17 protein-coding genes and 1 pseudogene are annotated in these 18,886 nt (G+C 68.7%); 12 read left to right on the top strand and 6 right to left on the bottom strand.

Annotated elements, in window-relative coordinates:
• Positions 1–233 precede the first annotated feature (233 nt).
• On the bottom strand, positions 234–605 hold the full coding sequence (locus ACLEQD_RS02450) for a hypothetical protein (RefSeq protein WP_410381437.1): 372 nt from the start codon (positions 603–605) through the stop codon (positions 234–236).
• Positions 606–1,083: 478 nt separating this feature from the next.
• Entirely contained in the window at positions 1,084–1,527 is a 444-nt protein-coding gene (locus ACLEQD_RS02455) for a hypothetical protein (protein WP_410381439.1), read from the bottom strand.
• A gap of 94 nt (positions 1,528–1,621) precedes the next feature.
• Here ACLEQD_RS02455 and ACLEQD_RS02460 point away from each other — a divergent pair, with 94 nt between their 5' ends.
• Positions 1,622–2,533: a YybH family protein gene (locus ACLEQD_RS02460; protein WP_410381441.1), complete on the top strand. Its 912-nt coding sequence runs from the start codon at positions 1,622–1,624 to the stop codon at positions 2,531–2,533.
• A 41-nt stretch (positions 2,534–2,574) separates the two neighbouring features.
• Here the strand turns inward: ACLEQD_RS02460 and ACLEQD_RS02465 are convergent, their stop codons facing one another.
• The gene (locus tag ACLEQD_RS02465; RefSeq protein WP_410381443.1) at positions 2,575–3,891 is read right to left on the bottom strand and encodes a hypothetical protein; all 1,317 of its coding nucleotides are present in this window, start codon (positions 3,889–3,891) and stop codon (positions 2,575–2,577) included.
• A gap of 410 nt (positions 3,892–4,301) precedes the next feature.
• On the opposite strand from ACLEQD_RS02465, the gene ACLEQD_RS02470 reads away from it, so the two are divergent.
• The 6 genes and pseudogenes from ACLEQD_RS02470 to ACLEQD_RS02495 all read left to right on the top strand — a co-directional run bounded on the left by ACLEQD_RS02470 (position 4,302) and on the right by ACLEQD_RS02495 (position 11,526).
• Complete coding sequence (locus ACLEQD_RS02470) at positions 4,302–5,804, top strand: hypothetical protein (RefSeq protein WP_410381445.1); 1,503 nt, start codon at positions 4,302–4,304, stop codon at positions 5,802–5,804.
• The gene (locus tag ACLEQD_RS02475) at positions 5,801–6,991 is read left to right on the top strand and encodes an ARPP-2 domain-containing protein (protein ID WP_410381447.1); all 1,191 of its coding nucleotides are present in this window, start codon (positions 5,801–5,803) and stop codon (positions 6,989–6,991) included. The genes ACLEQD_RS02470 and ACLEQD_RS02475 overlap by 4 nt, the downstream gene beginning before the upstream one ends.
• A gap of 115 nt (positions 6,992–7,106) precedes the next feature.
• A pseudogene (locus tag ACLEQD_RS02480) lies at positions 7,107–8,444 on the top strand (LodA/GoxA family CTQ-dependent oxidase); the annotation flags it as partial.
• Between the two features lie 232 nt (positions 8,445–8,676).
• On the top strand, positions 8,677–8,973 hold the full coding sequence (locus ACLEQD_RS02485; RefSeq protein WP_410381467.1) for a hypothetical protein: 297 nt from the start codon (positions 8,677–8,679) through the stop codon (positions 8,971–8,973).
• Between the two features lie 4 nt (positions 8,974–8,977).
• On the top strand, positions 8,978–10,069 hold the full coding sequence (locus tag ACLEQD_RS02490) for an NAD(P)/FAD-dependent oxidoreductase (protein ID WP_410381449.1): 1,092 nt from the start codon (positions 8,978–8,980) through the stop codon (positions 10,067–10,069).
• 128 nt (positions 10,070–10,197) lie between these two features.
• Positions 10,198–11,526: a DUF418 domain-containing protein gene (locus ACLEQD_RS02495; RefSeq protein ID WP_410381451.1), complete on the top strand. Its 1,329-nt coding sequence runs from the start codon at positions 10,198–10,200 to the stop codon at positions 11,524–11,526.
• Positions 11,527–11,551: 25 nt separating this feature from the next.
• Here ACLEQD_RS02495 and ACLEQD_RS02500 read toward each other — a convergent pair whose 3' ends face one another.
• Complete coding sequence (locus ACLEQD_RS02500; RefSeq protein WP_410381453.1) at positions 11,552–12,694, bottom strand: hypothetical protein; 1,143 nt, start codon at positions 12,692–12,694, stop codon at positions 11,552–11,554.
• A 141-nt stretch (positions 12,695–12,835) separates the two neighbouring features.
• Between ACLEQD_RS02500 and ACLEQD_RS02505 the strand changes: the two genes are divergently transcribed.
• A complete protein-coding gene (locus tag ACLEQD_RS02505) occupies positions 12,836–13,633 on the top strand; it encodes a hypothetical protein (protein ID WP_410381455.1) in 798 nt (265 codons plus the stop codon).
• A 140-nt stretch (positions 13,634–13,773) separates the two neighbouring features.
• Positions 13,774–15,345 (top strand): serine hydrolase, encoded by a 1,572-nt coding sequence (locus tag ACLEQD_RS02510; protein ID WP_410381456.1) that lies wholly within the window; start codon positions 13,774–13,776, stop codon positions 15,343–15,345.
• A gap of 2 nt (positions 15,346–15,347) precedes the next feature.
• Here ACLEQD_RS02510 and ACLEQD_RS02515 read toward each other — a convergent pair whose 3' ends face one another.
• A complete protein-coding gene (locus tag ACLEQD_RS02515) occupies positions 15,348–16,103 on the bottom strand; it encodes a DNA alkylation repair protein (RefSeq protein ID WP_410381458.1) in 756 nt (251 codons plus the stop codon).
• 163 nt (positions 16,104–16,266) lie between these two features.
• Between ACLEQD_RS02515 and ACLEQD_RS02520 the strand changes: the two genes are divergently transcribed.
• Positions 16,267–17,373, top strand: a complete 1,107-nt coding sequence (locus tag ACLEQD_RS02520) for an ATP-binding protein (protein WP_410381460.1) — start codon at positions 16,267–16,269, stop codon at positions 17,371–17,373.
• A gap of 85 nt (positions 17,374–17,458) precedes the next feature.
• Here the strand turns inward: ACLEQD_RS02520 and ACLEQD_RS02525 are convergent, their stop codons facing one another.
• A complete protein-coding gene (locus ACLEQD_RS02525) occupies positions 17,459–17,593 on the bottom strand; it encodes a hypothetical protein (RefSeq protein ID WP_410381462.1) in 135 nt (44 codons plus the stop codon).
• A 241-nt stretch (positions 17,594–17,834) separates the two neighbouring features.
• Between ACLEQD_RS02525 and ACLEQD_RS02530 the strand changes: the two genes are divergently transcribed.
• Together ACLEQD_RS02530 and ACLEQD_RS02535 are read left to right on the top strand one after the other, a co-directional pair.
• Entirely contained in the window at positions 17,835–18,050 is a 216-nt protein-coding gene (locus ACLEQD_RS02530) for a hypothetical protein (protein ID WP_410381464.1), read from the top strand.
• Positions 18,051–18,361: 311 nt separating this feature from the next.
• The coding region (locus tag ACLEQD_RS02535; protein WP_410381466.1) for a hypothetical protein at positions 18,362–18,886 on the top strand (525 nt) is incomplete at its 3' end.

The raw sequence follows: 18,886 nt of genomic DNA on the forward strand, positions 1-18,886 counted from the left end.
GCAGGGTGTTGAAGCTCAAGCCGTCAGGCCCCTGCCGCGCACCTCATGGGCGGGCGGCCAGGGCCAGCGTGTACCCCAAGGGGCTCAAGCCGCTTCTCCACCCGCCTGGATCACTGTTTGGGCGGCCCTCGTCCGCGGCCCTCCTCGGCACCTCCGCTCCAGCCCTCACCCTCCACATGGCCTCCATCCCCGCCTATACGCGACGCGCGGATGGATGTTTCGTGAGAGCCTTTTCAGAGCATGGGAGAGAAGGGCTTCTTGAGGGTCAGCGTGAGGCCCACCTCCCGGCCATACGGGAGGCGGCCTGACAGGTCCCGCTCGGTCTCCAGCGGGACGCTGAAGCGGACGCCCACGGAGCCGTAGACGAAGCCGAGGAAGGGCGCCAGGTGGAGCGACGTCGTGGCCCGGCGGGCCGCCGTCGCCGTCTCGTAGGCCACGCCCGTCTCCAGCCCGAAGATGAGGAAGGTGCCTTGCACTCCACCGCACAGCCGCGCGTGGTCACCCTCCATCCACTGGCCCTGCCCGAAAACGCCCAGCGCACCCGACCTGAAAGAACCCATGCGATTGTTGTGCATCGCCAGGTTGAGGGTGGACTCCACGCCCATGCCCCATGCGGCTTCCTCCTGACGTCGGCTCACGCTCACCAGCGGCCCTACCGTGAACCAGGGCTGCGGGGAGCCGTCGTCCGACGACGCGGCCGGGACGACCAGAGCGAGCAGAGCAAGAGCGTTCATGGCGCCAGGATATGAGAAGGCATCCACCCCACCGTGGCTCCGCTCCGGACACAGTCCGTACTTCTCGGCGCGGGGAGCCGTAGCCGAGGCATCCCCTCATTTGAATCAGCTGAGGCCGAAGGCTTCGCGCAGCACGGCGTGCTCGCGGACGAGCTGACCGAATCGCTCTACCAGCGGGTGCAGCCGCTTGAGGCTCCCCGGGCAAGCGCAGAGGGCCAAGGCACGAAGCCTCAAGTTCTTCAAACGCCAGATGTACGGTCGCGCCAGCTTCAACTTACTGCGTCGCCACGTGCTGCTCGCCGCTTGCGTCTACCCTTTACATAAGTGGGGGAAAGCCAACCGGCCCGCCTCACTGCTTGGGCGGCCCCGTGTGCGGTGGCGCATCCAGGGATCGCGACAGGGCCCGACCCAGGGACTCCACCCGCGGCGGCTGGAGCACGGAGGAGTGCGTGCCGGGCACGTCCACCACCTCGATGCTGTCCGTGAGCGCCGCCCAGCCCCGGGTGCGGTCGCCGCCCTCGTCCACGTTCGCCTCGGTGCCGCGCAGCATCAGCACGGGCAGCCGCAGCGGGCCAGCACGTGGCCGGAGAGCGCGGCGATGCAGGCGTTGAATACGCGTTGGCGTCGCTGGAGCCAGGCGAGGCCCACCTCCGGTGGCCTTCCAATTCGAAGCGGAGAGAGAGTCCGTGCTGCCCTGCTTCATCAGCGGGACGAAGGAGTCCCGCGCGAGATGCCCCAGCGGGGTCTCGGGCCAGGTGCACGCGTCGACGTTGCGCTCGTCACGGAGAATCATGAATAAGTCACGACTGCGTGTATCGCGAGACGAATCAAGGTAGGCAAGGAGGGCCTGAGTCCCGGCTCTGCATGTCTAGAAAAGGAAGAGGACAATGAATCCGATGTTCGCGGGCGCGATGGGAGGCAGCGGGACGGGAAGCACCGGAGCGAGCACCGACGCGCGAGGGCGGCTGCGGGAGGCGGACCAGGCCATGTCGGACGCCAGCGCGAAGGCGGGCTCCGCGCAGGGGTTCGCGCAGTTCCTCGCGGAGGACGCGGTGATGCTCGTGGAAGGGGCGTACGCGCTCCGGGGGCGCGACGCCATCCAGGCCTGGCTGACCGCGCATCCGCTGGAGCAGGGCGGCACGGTGCACTGGGAGCCGGTGCGCTGGGACGTGAGCGCGGACGGGACGCTGGGCTATTCCGTGGGGCACTCGACGGTGGACGCGGCGGGCGCGACGGCGAAGTCGCTGGGGCGCTACATCTCCATGTGGAGGCGGCAGCCGGACGGGGCGTGGCGGGTGGCGGTGACGGTGCGCAACGCCGCGAAGACGCCCATGACGCCGCCGGCGGGCTTCTCCGCGTCACACACGCTGCCGGCCGCCGCGCCGCGCACGCTGGCGAAGGACGCGGTGCTCGCGGAGGCGAAGGCCGCGGACAGCGCCTTCTCCGAGCTGTCCACGAAGGAGGGCATGGGCCAGGCGTTCATCACCTACGCCGCCGAGGACGCGGTGCTGCTGGGCGGCCCCGCGGGCCTCTTCGGCCGTGAGGCCATCGCGCAGGCCTACACCCCGTTCACGCTCGACAAGCTCGACCTGCGCTGGGAGCCGGTGCTGGGTGACGCGGCGGCGTCCGGGGACCTCGCGTACACGGTGGGCCGCGCCGTGTCCTCGGGCAAGAACGCCGAAGGCACGCCGGAGACGGACTACGTGAAGTACCTCACCGTGTGGCGCCGGCAGGCGGACGGGCAGTGGCGCTACGTCACCGACGGCGGCAACTCCAACCCCGGCCCGCAGGGGCCCTGACGCCGCGGCTTCCTCCCCACCGGCAGTGAGCAGCCCGTACTTCAGGGCACGTCCATGGCCGTCGGGTCGGCCTTCCAGCGCTGGAGCTGCTCCTTGGAGGGAAAGCCCTGCACGCGGTAGCGCTCCGGATACACGCCCAGCTCGGGCATCAGCAGCGTTCCGGCGTCGCGCACCACCAGGTCCCAGCGGACCGTGGCCACCGGGGGCGCGTCCGGGCCCAGCGCCGCGTCGATGAAGACGATGACGTCCGCTCGCGGGAGCAGGGCCTCGCCTTCATTCGACCAGACGGTCTGACCGAAGTAGCGGCCCCGGGCGTCCTTGTCCGGCACGAGGCTGGCGACGAAGACCTCGCGGTGCTCCTGCTCCAGTTGCTTCCGCAACCGCTCGGTCTGCTCCTGGTAGCCGCGCACCCGGCTGGCGAACGCGAGGTTCTCCAGGATGCTCCGCGACGGGCTCTCCGGTTCGGGGAGGAAGGGCTTCCATCCGTCGGCGGTGAGGCGCAGCGCGTGGCCATCCACGGGGCGCGGCGCCTGGACGCCCTCCAGGGCCGCCTCCGCCACCGTGAGCAGGCCCGTGGCGTCGTCGGCGCCGGTGATGAGCACCGTGTCCCGGTTGGGGACGACCACCACCGGATCGCCCTTCACCTCGCAGCCGCGCACGACGTCGTCCAGCAGCAGCCGTGAGGCGCCGTAGCTGTCGTTCGTGAAGAGGCCGCAGGCGCCCAGCGTCAGGTTCCGGAGCGGCGCGGCCTCCAGCCGCCGCAGGTTGGCCATCGCATCGGCGCGGGCCTGCTCGTAGGAGATGCCCCAGCGCGCCAGCTCCTCCGTGGGCACGTAGCGCATGGCGTCCGGGGTGTCCTGGACGAGCGCCTCCGCCAGCACCTCGCCCACCGGCCGCCACGACACCGGAGAGGACTCACCGTCCTGCTGGGAGAACGCCTCGAAGGTGTCGCGGGCGCGCACCACGAGCATCAACAGGGGACGCGCCTGTTCATAGGTGGCCGGGGCCTCCGGGAGCACGCCCGCCCGGCCCAACCGCGCGAGCACCTGGCCGCGCCGCTCGGGCGGAGTGTCCTGGTACTCGCGGTAGAAGTTCGCGAGGTAGAGGGACATCCCCAGACCGCCGTCCGGGGCGAAGCGCTGGATGAGGAATTGCTCCGGGTCGTACTTCAGCTCGCCCGTGGGGTCCGCGGCGCGGAGGGCCGCCAGGGCCAGCTGGGCGTATTCATCCCGCTCGCTCTGCTCCGAGGACAGCGTTCCAGGAACCGCATGCGAGCCGTTGGCGAAGACCAGCGCGGCGGCGAGCACCAGGGCCGACACACCGAAGCCGGCCACCTTCCACTGCGTGTTGCGTGACATGGGCCCGGCAGCAGACACCCGCCGGGCCGCATCGCGCAACCCGCGCGGGGTGTGGCTCCGCGCCCAGACGGGCGTCAATTCGGCTTCGTCCTCGAAGAAGCGCCAGGCACGCCTGTCGCAAGGGGCTGACAAGCCCTGCTCTGTAGCTGGCACTGTCAGGCGGCATCGCCTCAGCCATTGCGCGGCGGATTGCTGACGGCTCCCTGTCAGCATTCACGCACACCGGGGAGTCCATGTCCGAGACGCCATGGCCGTGTCAGCCCGCGCCCGGCTGCCACGTCATGCTACGGTCAGGGGCGCCGCTCGCGGGACTGTGATGCGATTTCCGAACCGAGCCTTTGTAGCTTGACTAGCTGATCGTGTCCGCCTTCCCCGAGCGGCGCTCCCTCCTCATGAAGGGTGAACCTCCGATGGACATCGCGGGCGCACGTGCCGAGCAGGTCGCCCGTGAGGACCTGGTCATGTTCGTCAACGCGTGCTTCTCGTGCACCGGGCAGCGCGAGTTCTACAACGACGGGCGCGGGCAGGCGGTGTCCATCGAGTTCCTGCACGCCTACATCCTCGGCAACTACCGCCGCCTCTACACGCGCACGCTGGCCGCGGGCATCAACCACTTCAACCAGGCGCAGATCATCCTCAACCTGCTGGCGAGCGGAAAGCAGACCCCGTCCGCGGACCGGCACGAGGAGGGCGCGCTCATCGCGGCGGCGCTCCGGGCCCTGCCGCCCCAGCGGGCCTACCGGGTGCTGGACGTGCTGCGCGAGCGGCGCATCAACAACCGCCGCGCCCGCGCCATCGTGCGCGAGTTCCTGAAGGGGCGCGCGGACCTGCACTTCGACGCGGTGAAGTATCGCTCCAAGCTGCGCGCCGCCGTGGCGCACGGCCACCTCAAGCTGCCCGGAGAGCTCAACCCCTTCCTCTTCCACGGCTGGCGCAAGCGCGTGTTCCAGGCCCCCCTGCTGGAGACGTTCCGCAAGGCCCACTACGACGCCTCCGCCCTCTTCGAGCTGCCCTACACCGTCGCCGAGGGGCTCGCCGCGAAGCACCAGCTCCCCCGGGACGTCTTCCTGAAGAAGATCGAGCCGCGCCTCACCGCCGCCGAGCGGCTGCGCCTGCAGGGCTCGGCCACGCGCGCCCAGGGGACCATCACCATGGACCTGGGGCGCACGCCGCTCACCCGGCTGGCGCTCTACGTGCTCTCCCTCCCCCTGGAGGTGCGACAGGAGCGGCTGGCGGAGCTGCACACCGCGCTCGAGCGGGCGGCGGTGAACAGCTTGCGCCGGGCCTCGGTGCCCCTGGGCCGGGTGGCGGCCGTGCTGGACAACAGCTACTCCGCCTCGGGCTCGAGCGAGAAGCGCCGCCGGCCGCTCGGGGTGGCGCTCGCGGCGCACTACCTGCTGGCCGCCACGGCGCGTGAATACCGCGCTTTCTGGATGCACCCTCCCGAGCATCCCCTGCTCTCGCGCGCCCGGGGACAGACGGACCTCGCCACCCCGCTGCTGGACGCGCTGGACTGGATGCCCGAGCTGGTGGTCGTCGTGTCGGATGGCTACGACAATGATCCGCCCAACGCCGTGGCCGAGGTCACCCGCCTGTTTCGCACGAAGCTGGACCCCGCCCGCCGCACCACCATCATCCACGCCAACCCCGTGTTCGCCTCGGAGCTCTACGCGCCCCGGGGCATCGGGATGCACGTGCCCACCGTGGGCGTGCGGGACGCGGAGGACCTGCCCACGGTGCTCGGCTTCGCGCGCTTCGCCGAGGGGGCCTCGCCCCTGGCGGAGCTCGAGGACTACCTGGCGGCGCGCGTGCGGCGGATGCTCGAGCACGCGCCCACGGGCCACGCCGGGACCGAGCCCCCGAGGGCCCTGTCCGAGCTTTCGGAAGAGTCGCTCGACGAGGAGGTGGCATGAGGGAGGGCGGCAAGAGCGCGGTGCGGCGGCTGCCGCTCACGGGGCTGCGGCTCGCGCCCTCGCAGGTCTGGGGGAGCATCCGCCTGGTGCCCGTGCTGCGCGATGACATCCCCGGAGACCTGCGCATCACCCGCAGGAGCTACGACGAGGACGTGAGCGTCGTGTCGCTCCAGGGCGGGTTGATGGAGCCCGGGCTCCACTACGCGTCCTACGTCCCCCATGGCCTGGTGGTGGACTGGGACGACAAGGGCACGGCGGTGACGCCCGAGACCCGGCTGCGCAAGCCCGCGGGCAAGGAGGGAAAGAGCCTCAAGTACGGGCCCTTCTTGTCGACGCGGGTGCTGCACCGCATGGTGCACCGCGAGGACAAGAACCGGCTGCGGCTGCTGCCCATGCACCTGACGATGGAGGGCTTCCTCGCGCTGTACTTCGGCGGGCCGCAGGTGGCGTGGAGCGAGTATTCCCAGGAGGCCCTCTCCCAGGGGCTCAACCCCCGGAGCGAGTGGGCCTATTCGGGCTGGGCCAGCGCGGCCTTCGCGGAGGCGCTGCGCATCTTCGAGCTGCACGAGCGCCAGGTGGGCATGCTCATCTTCCAGGCGGACGCGCTGCTCTCCTGCGCCATCGTCTCGCACCCCGAGGACTATCGCGCCCTGCACCGGGCCCTGCTCGAGGACTTCTACGGGGATCTGCTCGTGCAGTACGGCTTCCTTGGAGACGTGCCCGTGCTGGGGCTGGGCGTGGAGGATGCGCGGGTGAACTCGGTGAAGGACCTGCGGTCCGCCATCGAGCGCATGCGCGCGGACTGGGCGGACTTCATGGGCTTCATGGCCGAGGGCATCATCGGCGCCGAGGTGGTCACCTCCCCCGTCTACGAGGCCGGCCCCTTCCACCTCCAGCGCTTCATCACGGGCCTGTCGCCCTCGGAGGAGAACCACATGGGTGAGGCCATCCTGCGCGGTGACGGCACGGTCGAGTACCTCAAGACCTACCGGCTCTCGGCGGCGCAGACGCGGCGGGCCTACCTGCTCAAGCAGCTCGCGCAGGGGGGCTGGAGCCTGGAGCGCACCGCCGAGCAGCTCAAGACGACCCGGGACGAGCTCATCGTCCGCCTGCGCAACGCGGGCTTCGGCTACCTGCTCAAGGAGCACGTCCTCAAGGCAGCCGAGACCCGGCTCGCGCGGCGCTGAGCGCTACACCCCGGGCAGCTCCTCTCCCGCGGGGGCGTGCATGCCCTGACGTGTCTCATTGACACCCACCAAGCCGGTCACAAATGATGACGTCTATCTTTCCTTGGGGGGCGTCATGAGCGAATCGCAGGCAATCACGCAGTTCGCCATCTATCCGTCGATTGGTGTCGCGAGAGTTGGCAACAGCCCGGATGGGTATTTCTTCGGGCCCGAGCTGCCCGGTGCTCCGCGTGACCGGGGCGCCTACCGCGACACGAGCGGCCGCATCAAACGGCAAGCCGCCCGCTTCCGCGTCTACGGGCTCGATGCGCGGGGGCAGGTCGTCAAGGAGATCACGGCCGACGACGCCCACATCACCTGGAAGGTCGAGGTCGCCAACAAGAAGGCCGCGTGGTTCGACTTCGACCAGGCGCTCGACATCCCCGAGTCACAAGGCCTCGTCGCCGGCACCCCGGGCATCGCGAGCATCCTGCGCAACGCGAACGTGAAGGGCCCCGAGCGCGCGAGCCTGGCCATCACCCCGCCCACCGCCACCATCGCCGGCAAGAACATCAACACGCTGGGCGCCGAGGCCTCCTTCGCGCTCACCGGCCGCTTCATGAACAAGTCGGTCTACCTGGGTGAGCTCCGCACCGACGCCGAGGGCCGCCTGGTGTTCCTGGGCGGCCGTGGCGAGGCGGCGAGCTTCGATGGCCAGCCAGCGACCACGTTCGCCAACAACACCGGCTGGCACGATGACATCTCCGATGGACCGGTCGACGCGACCGTTGAGTACGCGGGCAAGACCTACCAGGCGAAGGGGGCCTGGGTCCTCGTCGGACCGCCCGACTACGCGCCCGGCGTGCAGTCCATCGTCACCGGCTGGGATCTGCTGTTCCAGGTCGCGACGGAGCTCGATCCCTCCCGGATGCCCGAGCGCCCGAAGTTCTCCGAGCACATCTATCCCCTGCTCCGGCGGTTCACGCTCAACCAGTGGGTGAACGCGGGCTTCGCGCGTGACTTCGGCTTTGGCACGCCCAATGACTTCACGGACCCCGCGCTCGCCGCGCGCCTCAACGACCCCTCCGACGCTTCGCGCTCACTGCGCTTCAGCATCTTCAACGGGTTCAGGAACGCCAACTACGACCATCCCCAGCCGGCCGCCCTGCCCGCCTACTACGGCGACGGGACGACGCTCAACACCACGCAGACCGGTCCCCGCGAGTGGATGGCCATCCTGCCGACGCAATACAAGTGGCTCGAACAGTGGGCGGAGGGCGACTTCGTGGCCGACGGGCCGCCCAAGGCACCCCCCGCCTGGACGAGCTTGAGCGCGGAGGAACAGGTGCGGGGCATCGACCGCGCCGTGCTCGACGAGGTGCTCGGCGGGCCCTTCCATCCCGGCGCGGAGTTCACCTGGCCCATGCGCCACGCGATGCTCTACGCGGAGCCGTTCCGCATCAAGCGCCGCGCCGCTCCCGAACCGGACTGGGCCCCAGCTCATCTCCTCCATCGCGCTCATGCGCGGCGGCCCGCTGGATGGCTCGACGGCGGGCGACCTCACCCGCTGGATGGCGACGCCGTGGCAGACGGACACCTCGTCGTGCCTGTCGGCCTACGTGCCCTACGTCGACGACTACCTGCCGACGTTCTGGCCCGCGCGCGTGCCCAACGACGTGCTCAGCGAGGAGCAATACCAGAAGGTGATGGACCCGAAGACGCCCGCCAATGAGAAGGAGCGGGTGCTCGCCTTCGACCAGCGCGTGAAGTGGCTGCGCGGCATCCGCTACCCGATGAAGCCGACCTACCCGCCGCAGATCTACCCCTCGAAGGAAGCCATCAACAAGTTCGTCCGTGAGTGGGCGCAGGTTGGCATCATCGAAGCGTTGCCCGGACCGGGTGGCCCGCTGCCCGGCCAGCTCTGGGTGGAGACAGGCCGGCAGGTGGAACACAGCCAGCCGGCGATGACGGCGCTCCGCCCCATCTGGGCCTCCGAAGACTGACGCAGTGGCGCGCGAACTCGAGGCGGACGTGGTCATCATCGGCGCGGGGCCGGCCGGGTGCGCGTCCGCCATCACGCTCGCCCACGCGGGGCTGCGTGTGGCTGTCTTTGGCCGCACGCAGGCGGGTGAACGCATCGGCGAAAGCCTGTCGCCAGGGGCTCCAGCTCTCCTCGCGCGGCTGGGGCTTGGCGAGCGGTTCATCGAGGATGGGCCCCTGCCCTGCCACGCGAACGCCTCCGCCTGGGGCAGCCCCGTTCTGACGTGGCACGACTTTGTCCGAGACCCGCGCGGACACGGCTTCCACGTTGACCGCATGCGCTTCGAGGCCATGTTGCGCGAGAGAGCCGCCGCGGTAGGGGCGCGGTTGTTCGAAGGCGACGCGCCGCGCGACCTTGAGTACGAGGCCGGGGTCTGGCGGGCGGAGGCGACCGACAGACACCCCGCGGTCCGAGCCCGCTACGTCGTCGATGCGTCAGGGAGAGCGGCCTCTTTTCCTCGACGTCAGGGAGTGTCGCGCCAGCTTGCCTGGGAGCAGGTGGCGCTCTTCGCATTCTCGCGGGTGACCCGGCAGCTCGACGAGGCGTTCACGCTCATCGAGGCGGTGCCCGAGGGCTTCTGGTACTCGGCGCCCATTCCCGGTGGACGTTTCATCCTCTCGCTTTTCACCGAGGCTTCCCTGCACCACCCGGCAAGCGTGCGCACGCCGGACGGGCTTGGCGCGCTCCTCGCCAACGCGCCGCATACGCGGCTCCGCCTCGAGGCCCATGGCGCCAGGCTCGAAGGTGTCCCGCGGTTCGTTGACGCCAGCAGTGCCCGCCTCGCGACGGTGTGCGGCCCGGGCTGGGTCGCCGTCGGAGATGCCGCGCTCACCTACGACCCCATCGCCGCGCATGGACTGACGCTCGCGCTGCGCACGGGCATCGACGCCGCGGATGCGCTTGTCGCCGACGCACAAGGCGATGCCTCCGCGCTGCCGGCCTACAGCACCCGTCTTGCGCGTGCTTTCGATACGTACCGGCGCGAAGCCCTGCGCCTCTATCGCGACGAGCAGCGTTGGCCGGATGCGCCATACTGGCACACGCGCCACAGGCTCTGAGGACCGCGAGTGCCAACCGCATGGGGCAGACGGAGAGGCCTTCGTTGGCGCCACGCCTCCGGCGCTCACGTGACGCGCTCTCATGGAATACGGTCAGGCGGGTTCACGTTGCCCATTCTTTTCCGAATATGACCCCAGTCCCTTCCGAGGCCTCGCTCCCCAGCGCCGAAGCCCGTCCCGTGGATTCCAGCGAGCGGCTGGCGCTCCTCGACACGCTGCGCGGCTTTGCCCTGTGCGGCGTGTTCATCTCCAATGTGATGGTGTGGTTCAGCGGCAGGATTTTCCTGCCGCGAGAGCAGGTCCTCACGGCGATGAACAACGCGCCGCTCGTCGACACTGTCGCCTGGCAGGTGTTCTCGACGCTGGTGGCAGGGAAGTTCATCACCCTCTTCTCGTTCTTCTTCGGCCTCGGCTTCGCGGTGCAGCTGGGCCGCGCCGAAGCACGAGGGGCCTCCATCACGCCGCTCTATGTCCGGCGGCTGGGGGTGATGCTGGTGATGGGGCTCTCCCACCTGTTCCTCATCTGGTACGGAGACATCCTCAGCACCTACGCCGTGCTGGGCTTCGGCCTGTTCCTGTTCCGGCGTCGCTCGGACCGGACGCTGCTCATCAGCGCCCTGCTATTGGCCCTGGGGTGGTCCGTCATCAGCGTGGTCATCCTCAAGCTTCCGCAGCTGATGGCGGACACGCCGGAGGCCGGCGCGGCCCTCCTCAAGGCGGCCAACGAGAAGTCCGCGGCCATCAAGGCGGAGACGCTGTCTGCCTTCACCCATGGAAGCTGGCTGGACGCGGTGAAGGCGACCGGGAACTTCTTCTTTCGCGACTACTTCCCGCTGCTGCTGTCCATCCTGCTCCCTGTATTTGGCCGGTTCCTGCTGGGCCTGCTGGCGGGGCGGCGCCGCATCTTCCACGACGTGCCCCAGCACCTGCGGCTGTTCCGCCGGCTGCTCGGGTGGGGGCTCGTGGCCGGGGTGATTGGCAGCGGCAGCGGGCTGGTGCTGCAACAGCTCATGCTGAAGCAGGTCTTCACCCCGGAGACGCTGCCGAAGTGGGTGGCCTTCGCCATGGCGCCGCTGAGGAACCTGGGCGAGCTGGGCTTCGCGGCCGTCTACGTGTCCGGCATCACCCTGCTCTTCCAGCGAACCCCCTGGCAGCGGGCGCTGGGGCTGCTCGCACCGGTGGGGCGCATGGCGCTGACGAACTACCTGTCACAGTCGATCATCAGCGTGCTGTTCTTCTACGGCTACGGACTGGGCTTCATCACCAAGCTGGGCCCCGCAGCGTGCATGGCGTACTGCCTGTCCGTCTTCGCCGTCCAGGTGGTGTGGAGCCACCTGTGGCTGTCGAGGTTCCGCTTCGGCCCCGCGGAGTGGGTGTGGCGCTCGCTGACGTATGGAAAGGCCCAGCCGATGCGCCGGGATGACGCCGCGGGACAGCGGACGACGGCGCCGGCGTAGCGCTTCGACGAAGAGGACTGCCGACCTACAGGCCTACCTGGAACAGGAGGATGAGCCGCGAGAAGGAGTCCGTGCCCTCCCGCAGCGCCGGATAGTGGTCCCAGCTGAGCGCGGCCCCCAGCGGACCGAAGTGCAGGTCCGCGAGGAGCCGCAGACCCGGCCGGACTTCGGGGAGCACCTGCACCGGTATCCCCAGGCCGAGCCCGAAGCTCGGGATGATGGCGACCTGGGGCGTCGCATACTGCGTGAGGGGCGTGAGGACGACCTCTTCTCGAAAGTCCGTCTCCACCGAGAGCGAATGCAGGAAGGACTCGGGTGCGGCGAGCTGGTAGCCGAGCCGGGCCATGAAGCGGGAACCGTCCCCGAGCCGCGCGCCCAGCCCCAGTTGCACACCGCCCGGAGTCCACCACGGCCTGGGCTTCGTCAGCGTGACGTTGAGCCACTCGGGCGCGCTCGCCGCCGTGAGGCTCCGCTCCGCCACCACCTGCTCGCCCTCGTGCCGAAGCTTCCAGCCCGTGGCCACCGGCAGCGTGCGCGCGGATGCGTCCGGGCTGCTGCCCACCTCCCACGAGGAAGGGACACGCACCGTGATGTGGAGCTCGGGGTTGCCCGCCCAGGTCCGGATGGGCCCCAGCAGATAATCGATGTCCCAGTGCGTGGCCCGCGGCGGTCCAGAGGACAGCAGGACGTGACGCGCCTGGACCGCGGGCCACACGTACCCCGAGGGCAGGAAGCGCCGCTCGAGCTGCATCAGGCCCCGTACCACCAGCTCCCCCTCCCGCCCGGGCGGAAGCGTGAGGGTGAAGCCGAAGCGTTCCACCGGCGACGTCGGGCCCATCGAGTCCGCCTGACCCTCCGTCACCGGGAGAGGCTCCTCGTCGAAGCGCACGCGAACCTCGCGCGTACGGGCTCCCAGGAAGGCGGCATCGATGACCTCCGCCTCGGGGGTCCCGTTGCGCAGCCGGTAGCGCGCCTCGAAGCGGCAGACCGCCTCCTGCTCCGCCTCCGCGCAATCGAAGTCCAGCTTCTCGCTGAGCACCTCCGTGCGCGTGCGTGCAGTCCCCGATGACAGGGTGAAGGTCACCGGCATCCGCGTGGAGGCAGCCACGTTGGCGGCGGCGGGCAATGCAGCGAGGAGACACACGATGGACACAAGGCGGACCGCCATGTCCGCCATTGTCGCTCAAATCGAAGGCTCGTCAGCAACCTGGGAGGTCGTTGGAAAAGCCAGCGGGCGGCCGTTTTACAGGCAATCGAGACGCGTGTTATTCTAAACGCCCATATGCCATTGAAATTTCAGTATGTTCCAATGAACTTCGTTGGAATCCTCGGCGACGAAACCGACGTCCTGAAGACCGGCGGCGTGGGCACCTGCGTTGCCATCGCCATCCAGTATCGCGACAACCAGGGCCCTCTTCAGTATGCGCTCGCGCACGTCCCCTATGACAGCGATGCTCTCGTTGGGAACGGCCAGGGAGCCGTAGATGATTACATCGACTCCGTTCTCGCCTGCCTGGGCACCCCCACCGGGATGTCAGTGCGAGTGTTTGAAAACACCTCCACCAACATGACTGGCATGATCGCAACGAAGTTGAGGAGCCATGGCCAGGTTCGCGACTGCATCGTTTCCAGCCATGGCAACACCACCCAGTCGGTGCCACGGATGAATGTCGTGATCCTGCGGAACGCCTCAGGGACCAACGGAAAGGTGTTCTGCTATGCGAGCAACAAGACCGAGTTCCGTGACGAGAGTGAGGCGGCGACCGACGCCCTGGCGCGAGGAACGAACCTGATCAGCGTGATGGACGTCATGAAGCGAAAGGACAAGCACACCTTCAGAAGACAGGTCGACCTCTACGGCCAAGCAAGAAGTTCCAAGGGGCATGACTACTCTCAAGGGACGAACCCGTACACGCTCGCGCTGAAGGAGTCGAACGAGGCGAATTTTTCGCCAGTCCTGGCGGACACCAGCATGTTCACCCGAGACAAGACGGAGCCGTGGTCGAAGAACAAGTCCAAGCCGGCTCTGGTTTTCGATTACCAGGCTTGGGAGACTCGCATCGCCAGCAAGATCCTGCGCCCGCTGCCCACGCCGTTCACAGGGTGAGCGAGCGGGTCACTCCATCAAACGCAGGAGGGCGTCCCGCTCCACACAGGAGGCCTCCACGGGAAAAGGGGTTCGGACCGGCAATCGACAGGTGGGGATGGCGTACACCTCGCGTCCCACTCCCTTCCTTCGGTGAACCCATGCGCCGTTCCCTGTCCCGCCTCGTGCTCGCGGCCCTCCTGTTCAGCCCGGGAGGTGCGGCCCTCGCGGCGGAGGGGACGAAGAAGCCCGCCACGCAATGGTTGGCCAGCCCTGCTCAAGCGGCCCGCGCGGCGCGAGTGGAGGCGGGCCTGGCCCCGGTCGCCATCGAAGGCGAGAAGCCCCAGAGCCTGACGCTCCCGCAGTGGATGGCGCTGTACCGGATCCCCGGGCTGAGCATCGCCGTCTTCGACAAGCACGCCATCGTCTGGGCCAGGACCTATGGCGTGAGAGAGGCGGGTGGCTCGGAGCCCGTCACCCTGGAGACGCTGTTCCAGGCGGGGTCCATCAGCAAGCCGGTGACGGCCCTGGCGGCGCTGCACTTCGTCGAGGCCGGCAAATGGTCGCTCGACGAGAACATCAACGACAAGCTGCGCTCGTGGAAGCTCCCCGAGAACGACTTCACGAAGGAGCAGAAGGTCACCCTGCGCCGGCTGCTCAGCCACAGCGCGGGGACGACCGTGCACGGCTTCCCCGGGTACGCCGTCGACGCGCCCATGCCCACGCTGGTGCAGGTGCTGGAGGGCGCGGCGCCCGCGAACACCGGCCCGGTGCGCGTCGACCTCGTGCCCGGGACGAAGACGCGCTACAGCGGCGGTGGCACGTCCATCGTCCAGCTGATGATGGTGGATCAGCTCCAGAAGCCGTTCCCCCAGGTCATGCGGGAGACGGTGCTGAAGCCGCTCGGCATGACCCGCAGTTCCTACGAGCAGCCCCTGCCTCCGGCGCTCGCCGCCAGGACGGCGACCGGGACGTACGCCAGCGGGAAGAGCGTCGCGGGGCGCTGGCACGTGTACCCGGAGATGGCCGCGGCCGGACTGTGGACCACGCCGTCCGAACTCGCGCGGGTCGCCCTCGAGGTGTCCAGCGCGAAGGCGGGGAAGTCCCAGCGCGTGCTGTCGCAGGCGATGATGCAGCAGATGCTGACGCGGCAGTCGGAACGGTTCGGGCTGGGCTTCCAGGTGGAGCCCGGCACTGACCGCTTCTGGCACGGAGGCTCGGACGAAGGGTTCCAGGCCGCGTTCATGGCCTTCAGCGACACGGGCAGCGGCGTGGTCGTCATGGCCAACTCCGACAACGGCTTCCTGCTCTTCGACCGCCTCATCGCGAGCGTGGCGGCCGAGTATGCCTGGACCGCGTTCAAGCCCGAGCCCGTGTCGCCGTCCGCCCAGGTGGATGTGCGCATGCGGTTCAAGGGCGTCGACACCGCGCTCGCCTGGTACACCGCGAAGCATCGCGAGGGCATGAAGGGCCTGGAGTCGGGGGACCTGAACCAGCTCGGCTACCGGTTGCTGGCAGACGGCAAGGGCGCGGAAGCGGTGCGGGTGTTCGAAGCGACCGTGAAGCTCTTCCCCACGGATGCGAATGCCTACGACAGCCTGGGCGAGGCACAGCTCCAACTGGGACAGAAGGAAGCGGCCATCGCGAGCTACAGGAAGTCACTCGCCCTGGACGCGGGGAACGCCAACGCGGTGAAGGTCCTCGGAAAGCTGGGCGTGCCCACCGGGAAGTGAGCTCAGGGCCTCCTGGACTCCAGCGCTAGCAATGCCTTGCGTTGCTCCGGCGCCAGCCGCTCAATGGCATAGCGCAGGGTGTCCCGCTGCATCCTGGAGATGTTCTCCTGGATGAACCCCACCACCGCCTCCCGGTGGTGGTCCGTCGCCACCTTCAGCAGCCATCCCACGCTCTTCTGCACGTACGGCTCTGGATCCGATAGCAATTGGCGTGCGTTGCCGAGGATGACCTCAAGGGGAAGCATGTACCGGGATGAGCGGATGTCGCGGCTCACGAACTTCACGAGCGCGACGTTCGCCGCCCTCCGGCACCAGGGGGAACGGGACCCGGTCCAGTGCTGGATCCGGGTGATGGCGGGCGTCCGGGCAAGGAAGAACGGGTACATCACCGTCAGGCACAGGTCGTCGCACTGGGCCCAGTTCCAGACGGTGTGCTCCAACCAGTACCGGAAGCGGTCCAGCAACGATTCGTCGAACGCGCGCCCGACCGCCTTGCGGACCATGGCGAACCCCAGGAGCACCTCTTCATGGTGGGTCGCCTGGGCGAGCAGGTCCTCGGTCACCGCGAGGCAGTCCTCGGGCGACAGGCCCCGCTGCTTGACGAGCGCATCAGCGATGCGCCGAACCTCCGCGTTGCCGACCCCCAGGGCTCGGATGTCCGTGGGGAAGTAACGGCGGGTCGCCTCGGCGAGGCGCGGGTCGCTCCGCGACGTCAGGGTGCTTCGAAGCTCGTCGATGACGGCAGCGGTCGCGCGCATGGGCCCATCCCGTGAATGGAGGGCCCAGGGTTGTACGGATGTCCGGGGCAGGTCCAGGGCCAGCCTGAGCAGTGGCCAGGCAACACCCCTGGCTTCCTCCGGCCCGGGCGGAGCGGATTGGGACTACGGTGGCGCCTGGTGGCACTTCCCAAGAGGCTTCTCCATGGCGACCCAGGACGCAGCACCGAAGCTCCCGCGGGCCCAAACGGACGAAGGCCTCCGCGTGGAGCGGGAGAAGGCGGACCGGGAGTACGCCCAGCGGCAGAACGCGATTGAAGAGGGCTCGGACGCCGCCATCAACAAAGCCCGGGAGCAGGCGGACGAGGCCCTCCAGGCGGCCCGCGACACCGCGGACGCGAGGAGGGCGCGGAACGCGGCGCCCGTGGCGAAGGAGACCCTCACGCAGGAGCGGGCCGACGAGGACGCGGCCCTCCAGGGAGAGCGGGACACCGCGGACGCGGAGCTGCGGGACGAACGCGAGGAGCGGGTGCACGCCCTGGAGGCCCTCCTCCACCTGGAGCGCGCGGAGACCGACCTGCGGCTGTTGGGAGAGCGCACGCACGCCGACGAAGCGCTCGCGACCCGGGACCACTTCATGGGCATGGTCAGCCATGACCTGCGCACGCTGCTGGGGGGCATCGCGTTGCAGGCGGCCCTGCTCAAGCGCGGCGCTGGCGAGGACGAGGCGGGCCGCAAGGCGACCCAGGCCGCGGAGAAGATCCAGCGCTTCACCGCGCGGATGAACCGGCTGATTGGAGACCTGGTGGACGTGGCCAGCATCGAGGCGGGGAGGATCCACGTCGCCCCCGCGCTGCAGGACGCGACCGCGCTGGTGAAGGACTCCCTGGAGGCGTTCCAGCCGCTGGCCTCCGCCCAGGGCCTCACGCTCGACGTGGAGCTGCGTGGGAACACGCTGATGGCGAAGTTCGACCATGAGCGCGTCCTCCAGGTGCTCGCCAACCTGCTGTCCAACGCCATCAAGTTCACGCCAGGCGGCGGCAGGATCTCCCTCCGGGTGGAGCCGGTGCACCATTCCGTCCGCTTCTCCGTGACGGACACCGGCCCCGGAATCCCGAGCCACCAGTTGGAGGTGGTGTTCGACCGGTTCTGGCAGGCCCGCAGCGAGGACCGACGGGGGCTGGGGCTGGGGCTCTACATCTCCAAGGGCATCGTGGAGGCGCACGGCGGGCGCATCTGGGCGGAGAGCCAGCCCGGCCAGGGCAGCACCTTCCTCTTCACGCTTCCTGGGGCGGCGGCCACCGCGACGTAGCCGCGCTCAGGGCTTCGGCGGCTTCTGGGTCGGCGGAGGTGGGTTCGAGTCGATGCGCGGCGGGCGGCGGGCGACGGAGAGGACATCACCCGCGTCCGTCCAGCACCCGCAGGAAGGCGTCACGCTCCACGACGAGTTTCTTCGAGTTGATGGCCTTGCGGATGATGCGCAGGGCCTGCGGACGCACCTCGGCGTCGGTCAGCCGGGGGAGCCAGTGCACACGGAGTTCCTCCAATTGCTGCCGCCGGGCAAGCTCCGTGGTCGCCAGCCACCGTTCAAGCTCGAGGATGACGCCCAACCGGGGAGGCGGAAGCTGCCCGGTATCGAGGTCTCCGGGCTTCGGAGTGTGGCGGCGTGCGACCCAGTCCTCTGGGAGCGGGCCCCGCCTCTCCGCGAGGTTGCGCAGGCCCTGCTGGACGCCGACGAGAAAGTCCTCGTACCTCGGGGGCAGAGGGCATGCCGTGGGCCTCCAGCCACTCGCGCACGGACCCCTGACCCTGCATCTAGTCGTCAACGACGTCTCCCAATTCGGCCTTTCCCCACACGTCAAAGTGATGGTTGTGGTTCAGGGCCGCACTCTCGACGGAGGCGTCGCCAAAGACATAGGTGCCAAGCGGCTCGCCCTGGCCGAACAACTGCCGGACGCGAAGCTCTCCGAGGACGATGAGGTAGCCTGAGCCTTCCCCGGCGGTCTCAAATGGTGAACGCACCACCAGGCGGCTGAGCAGGTCACCCTACTCAAGAGGAGGCACTGGGTGCGAGGCCGAGGGAAGGCAGCAAGGCTGACGCGCGAGGACAGGTTGGAGATTCGGCGGCGTGTCATGGCGGGTAAGAGCTTCGAGCAAGCGGCGCTGAACCTGTTGTCACCCTGGAGGGAGCCCTTTATCTTCGCGCCATGCCTCCATCCGCTGCGCTCATACGTTCAGGCCCCTCCTTGCGTCTAAAGGAGTTCGCGATCACCAATTTCCGGACCTTCACGGCACGGACTGTGATTCCTTTCTGCGGAAGCGCAGAAGAACCGGATGCCATCGCCACATTCCATGGGGACAACGGCTCAGGGAAGTCCAATGCGCTCAAGGCACTCAGTTTGTTCTTCCATGCCCTGATTCGCTATTTGGACTCCGAAGAAATCAGCACCGACAAGGATGTAACGCTGGATTGGGGAAGAGGAAGGGAGGACGACCGTTTTGCTCTTACCCCCAGGGATCGGTCTGTGGACATGGATGGGCCCACCGAGCTGGAAGCCTGGTTCACGGACACACGCCTCGGCTCCATCGTCGTGCGATTTACACCTGCTGGGAAGCGTTTACGGCTGCGAGCTGAAAGCAACGACGTCTCCCTTTCTTCCGATACGAATCGATTCCTGACCTGGATCGAAACCCCCTTCGGTCCTAATAGTTACCCTTGCGCAATCCTTGATTCCCATGCGGCCGCAACGCGCCGCGCCTTCGGCTACGAGTCATCGGACCGGTGGCGCTGCGCATCGACATCGTGGAGCGGCTGGGGAGGGATT

This window comes from Corallococcus sp. 4LFB (assembly GCF_046520365.1).
GTDB lineage: Bacteria > Myxococcota > Myxococcia > Myxococcales > Myxococcaceae > Corallococcus > Corallococcus caeni.

What these genes read in the sequence shown, in the direction of transcription:
- ACLEQD_RS02495 (WP_410381451.1), top strand. Translation starts at nt 10,198, where the DNA reads ATGACCCCAGTCCCTTCCGAGGCCTCGCTCCCCAGCGCCGAAGCCCGT.
- ACLEQD_RS02460 (WP_410381441.1), top strand. Translation starts at nt 1,622, where the DNA reads ATGAATCCGATGTTCGCGGGCGCGATGGGAGGCAGCGGGACGGGAAGC.
- ACLEQD_RS02455 (WP_410381439.1), bottom strand. Translation starts at nt 1,527, where the DNA reads ATGATTCTCCGTGACGAGCGCAACGTCGACGCGTGCACCTGGCCCGAG.
- ACLEQD_RS02485 (WP_410381467.1), top strand. Translation starts at nt 8,677, where the DNA reads ATGGACCCGAAGACGCCCGCCAATGAGAAGGAGCGGGTGCTCGCCTTC.
- ACLEQD_RS02470 (WP_410381445.1), top strand. Translation starts at nt 4,302, where the DNA reads ATGGACATCGCGGGCGCACGTGCCGAGCAGGTCGCCCGTGAGGACCTG.
- ACLEQD_RS02520 (WP_410381460.1), top strand. Translation starts at nt 16,267, where the DNA reads ATGGCGACCCAGGACGCAGCACCGAAGCTCCCGCGGGCCCAAACGGAC.
- ACLEQD_RS02510 (WP_410381456.1), top strand. Translation starts at nt 13,774, where the DNA reads ATGCGCCGTTCCCTGTCCCGCCTCGTGCTCGCGGCCCTCCTGTTCAGC.
- ACLEQD_RS02515 (WP_410381458.1), bottom strand. Translation starts at nt 16,103, where the DNA reads ATGCGCGCGACCGCTGCCGTCATCGACGAGCTTCGAAGCACCCTGACG.
- ACLEQD_RS02500 (WP_410381453.1), bottom strand. Translation starts at nt 12,694, where the DNA reads ATGGCGGTCCGCCTTGTGTCCATCGTGTGTCTCCTCGCTGCATTGCCC.
- ACLEQD_RS02465 (WP_410381443.1), bottom strand. Translation starts at nt 3,891, where the DNA reads ATGTCACGCAACACGCAGTGGAAGGTGGCCGGCTTCGGTGTGTCGGCC.
- ACLEQD_RS02505 (WP_410381455.1), top strand. Translation starts at nt 12,836, where the DNA reads ATGAACTTCGTTGGAATCCTCGGCGACGAAACCGACGTCCTGAAGACC.
- ACLEQD_RS02475 (WP_410381447.1), top strand. Translation starts at nt 5,801, where the DNA reads ATGAGGGAGGGCGGCAAGAGCGCGGTGCGGCGGCTGCCGCTCACGGGG.
- ACLEQD_RS02450 (WP_410381437.1), bottom strand. Translation starts at nt 605, where the DNA reads ATGGGCGTGGAGTCCACCCTCAACCTGGCGATGCACAACAATCGCATG.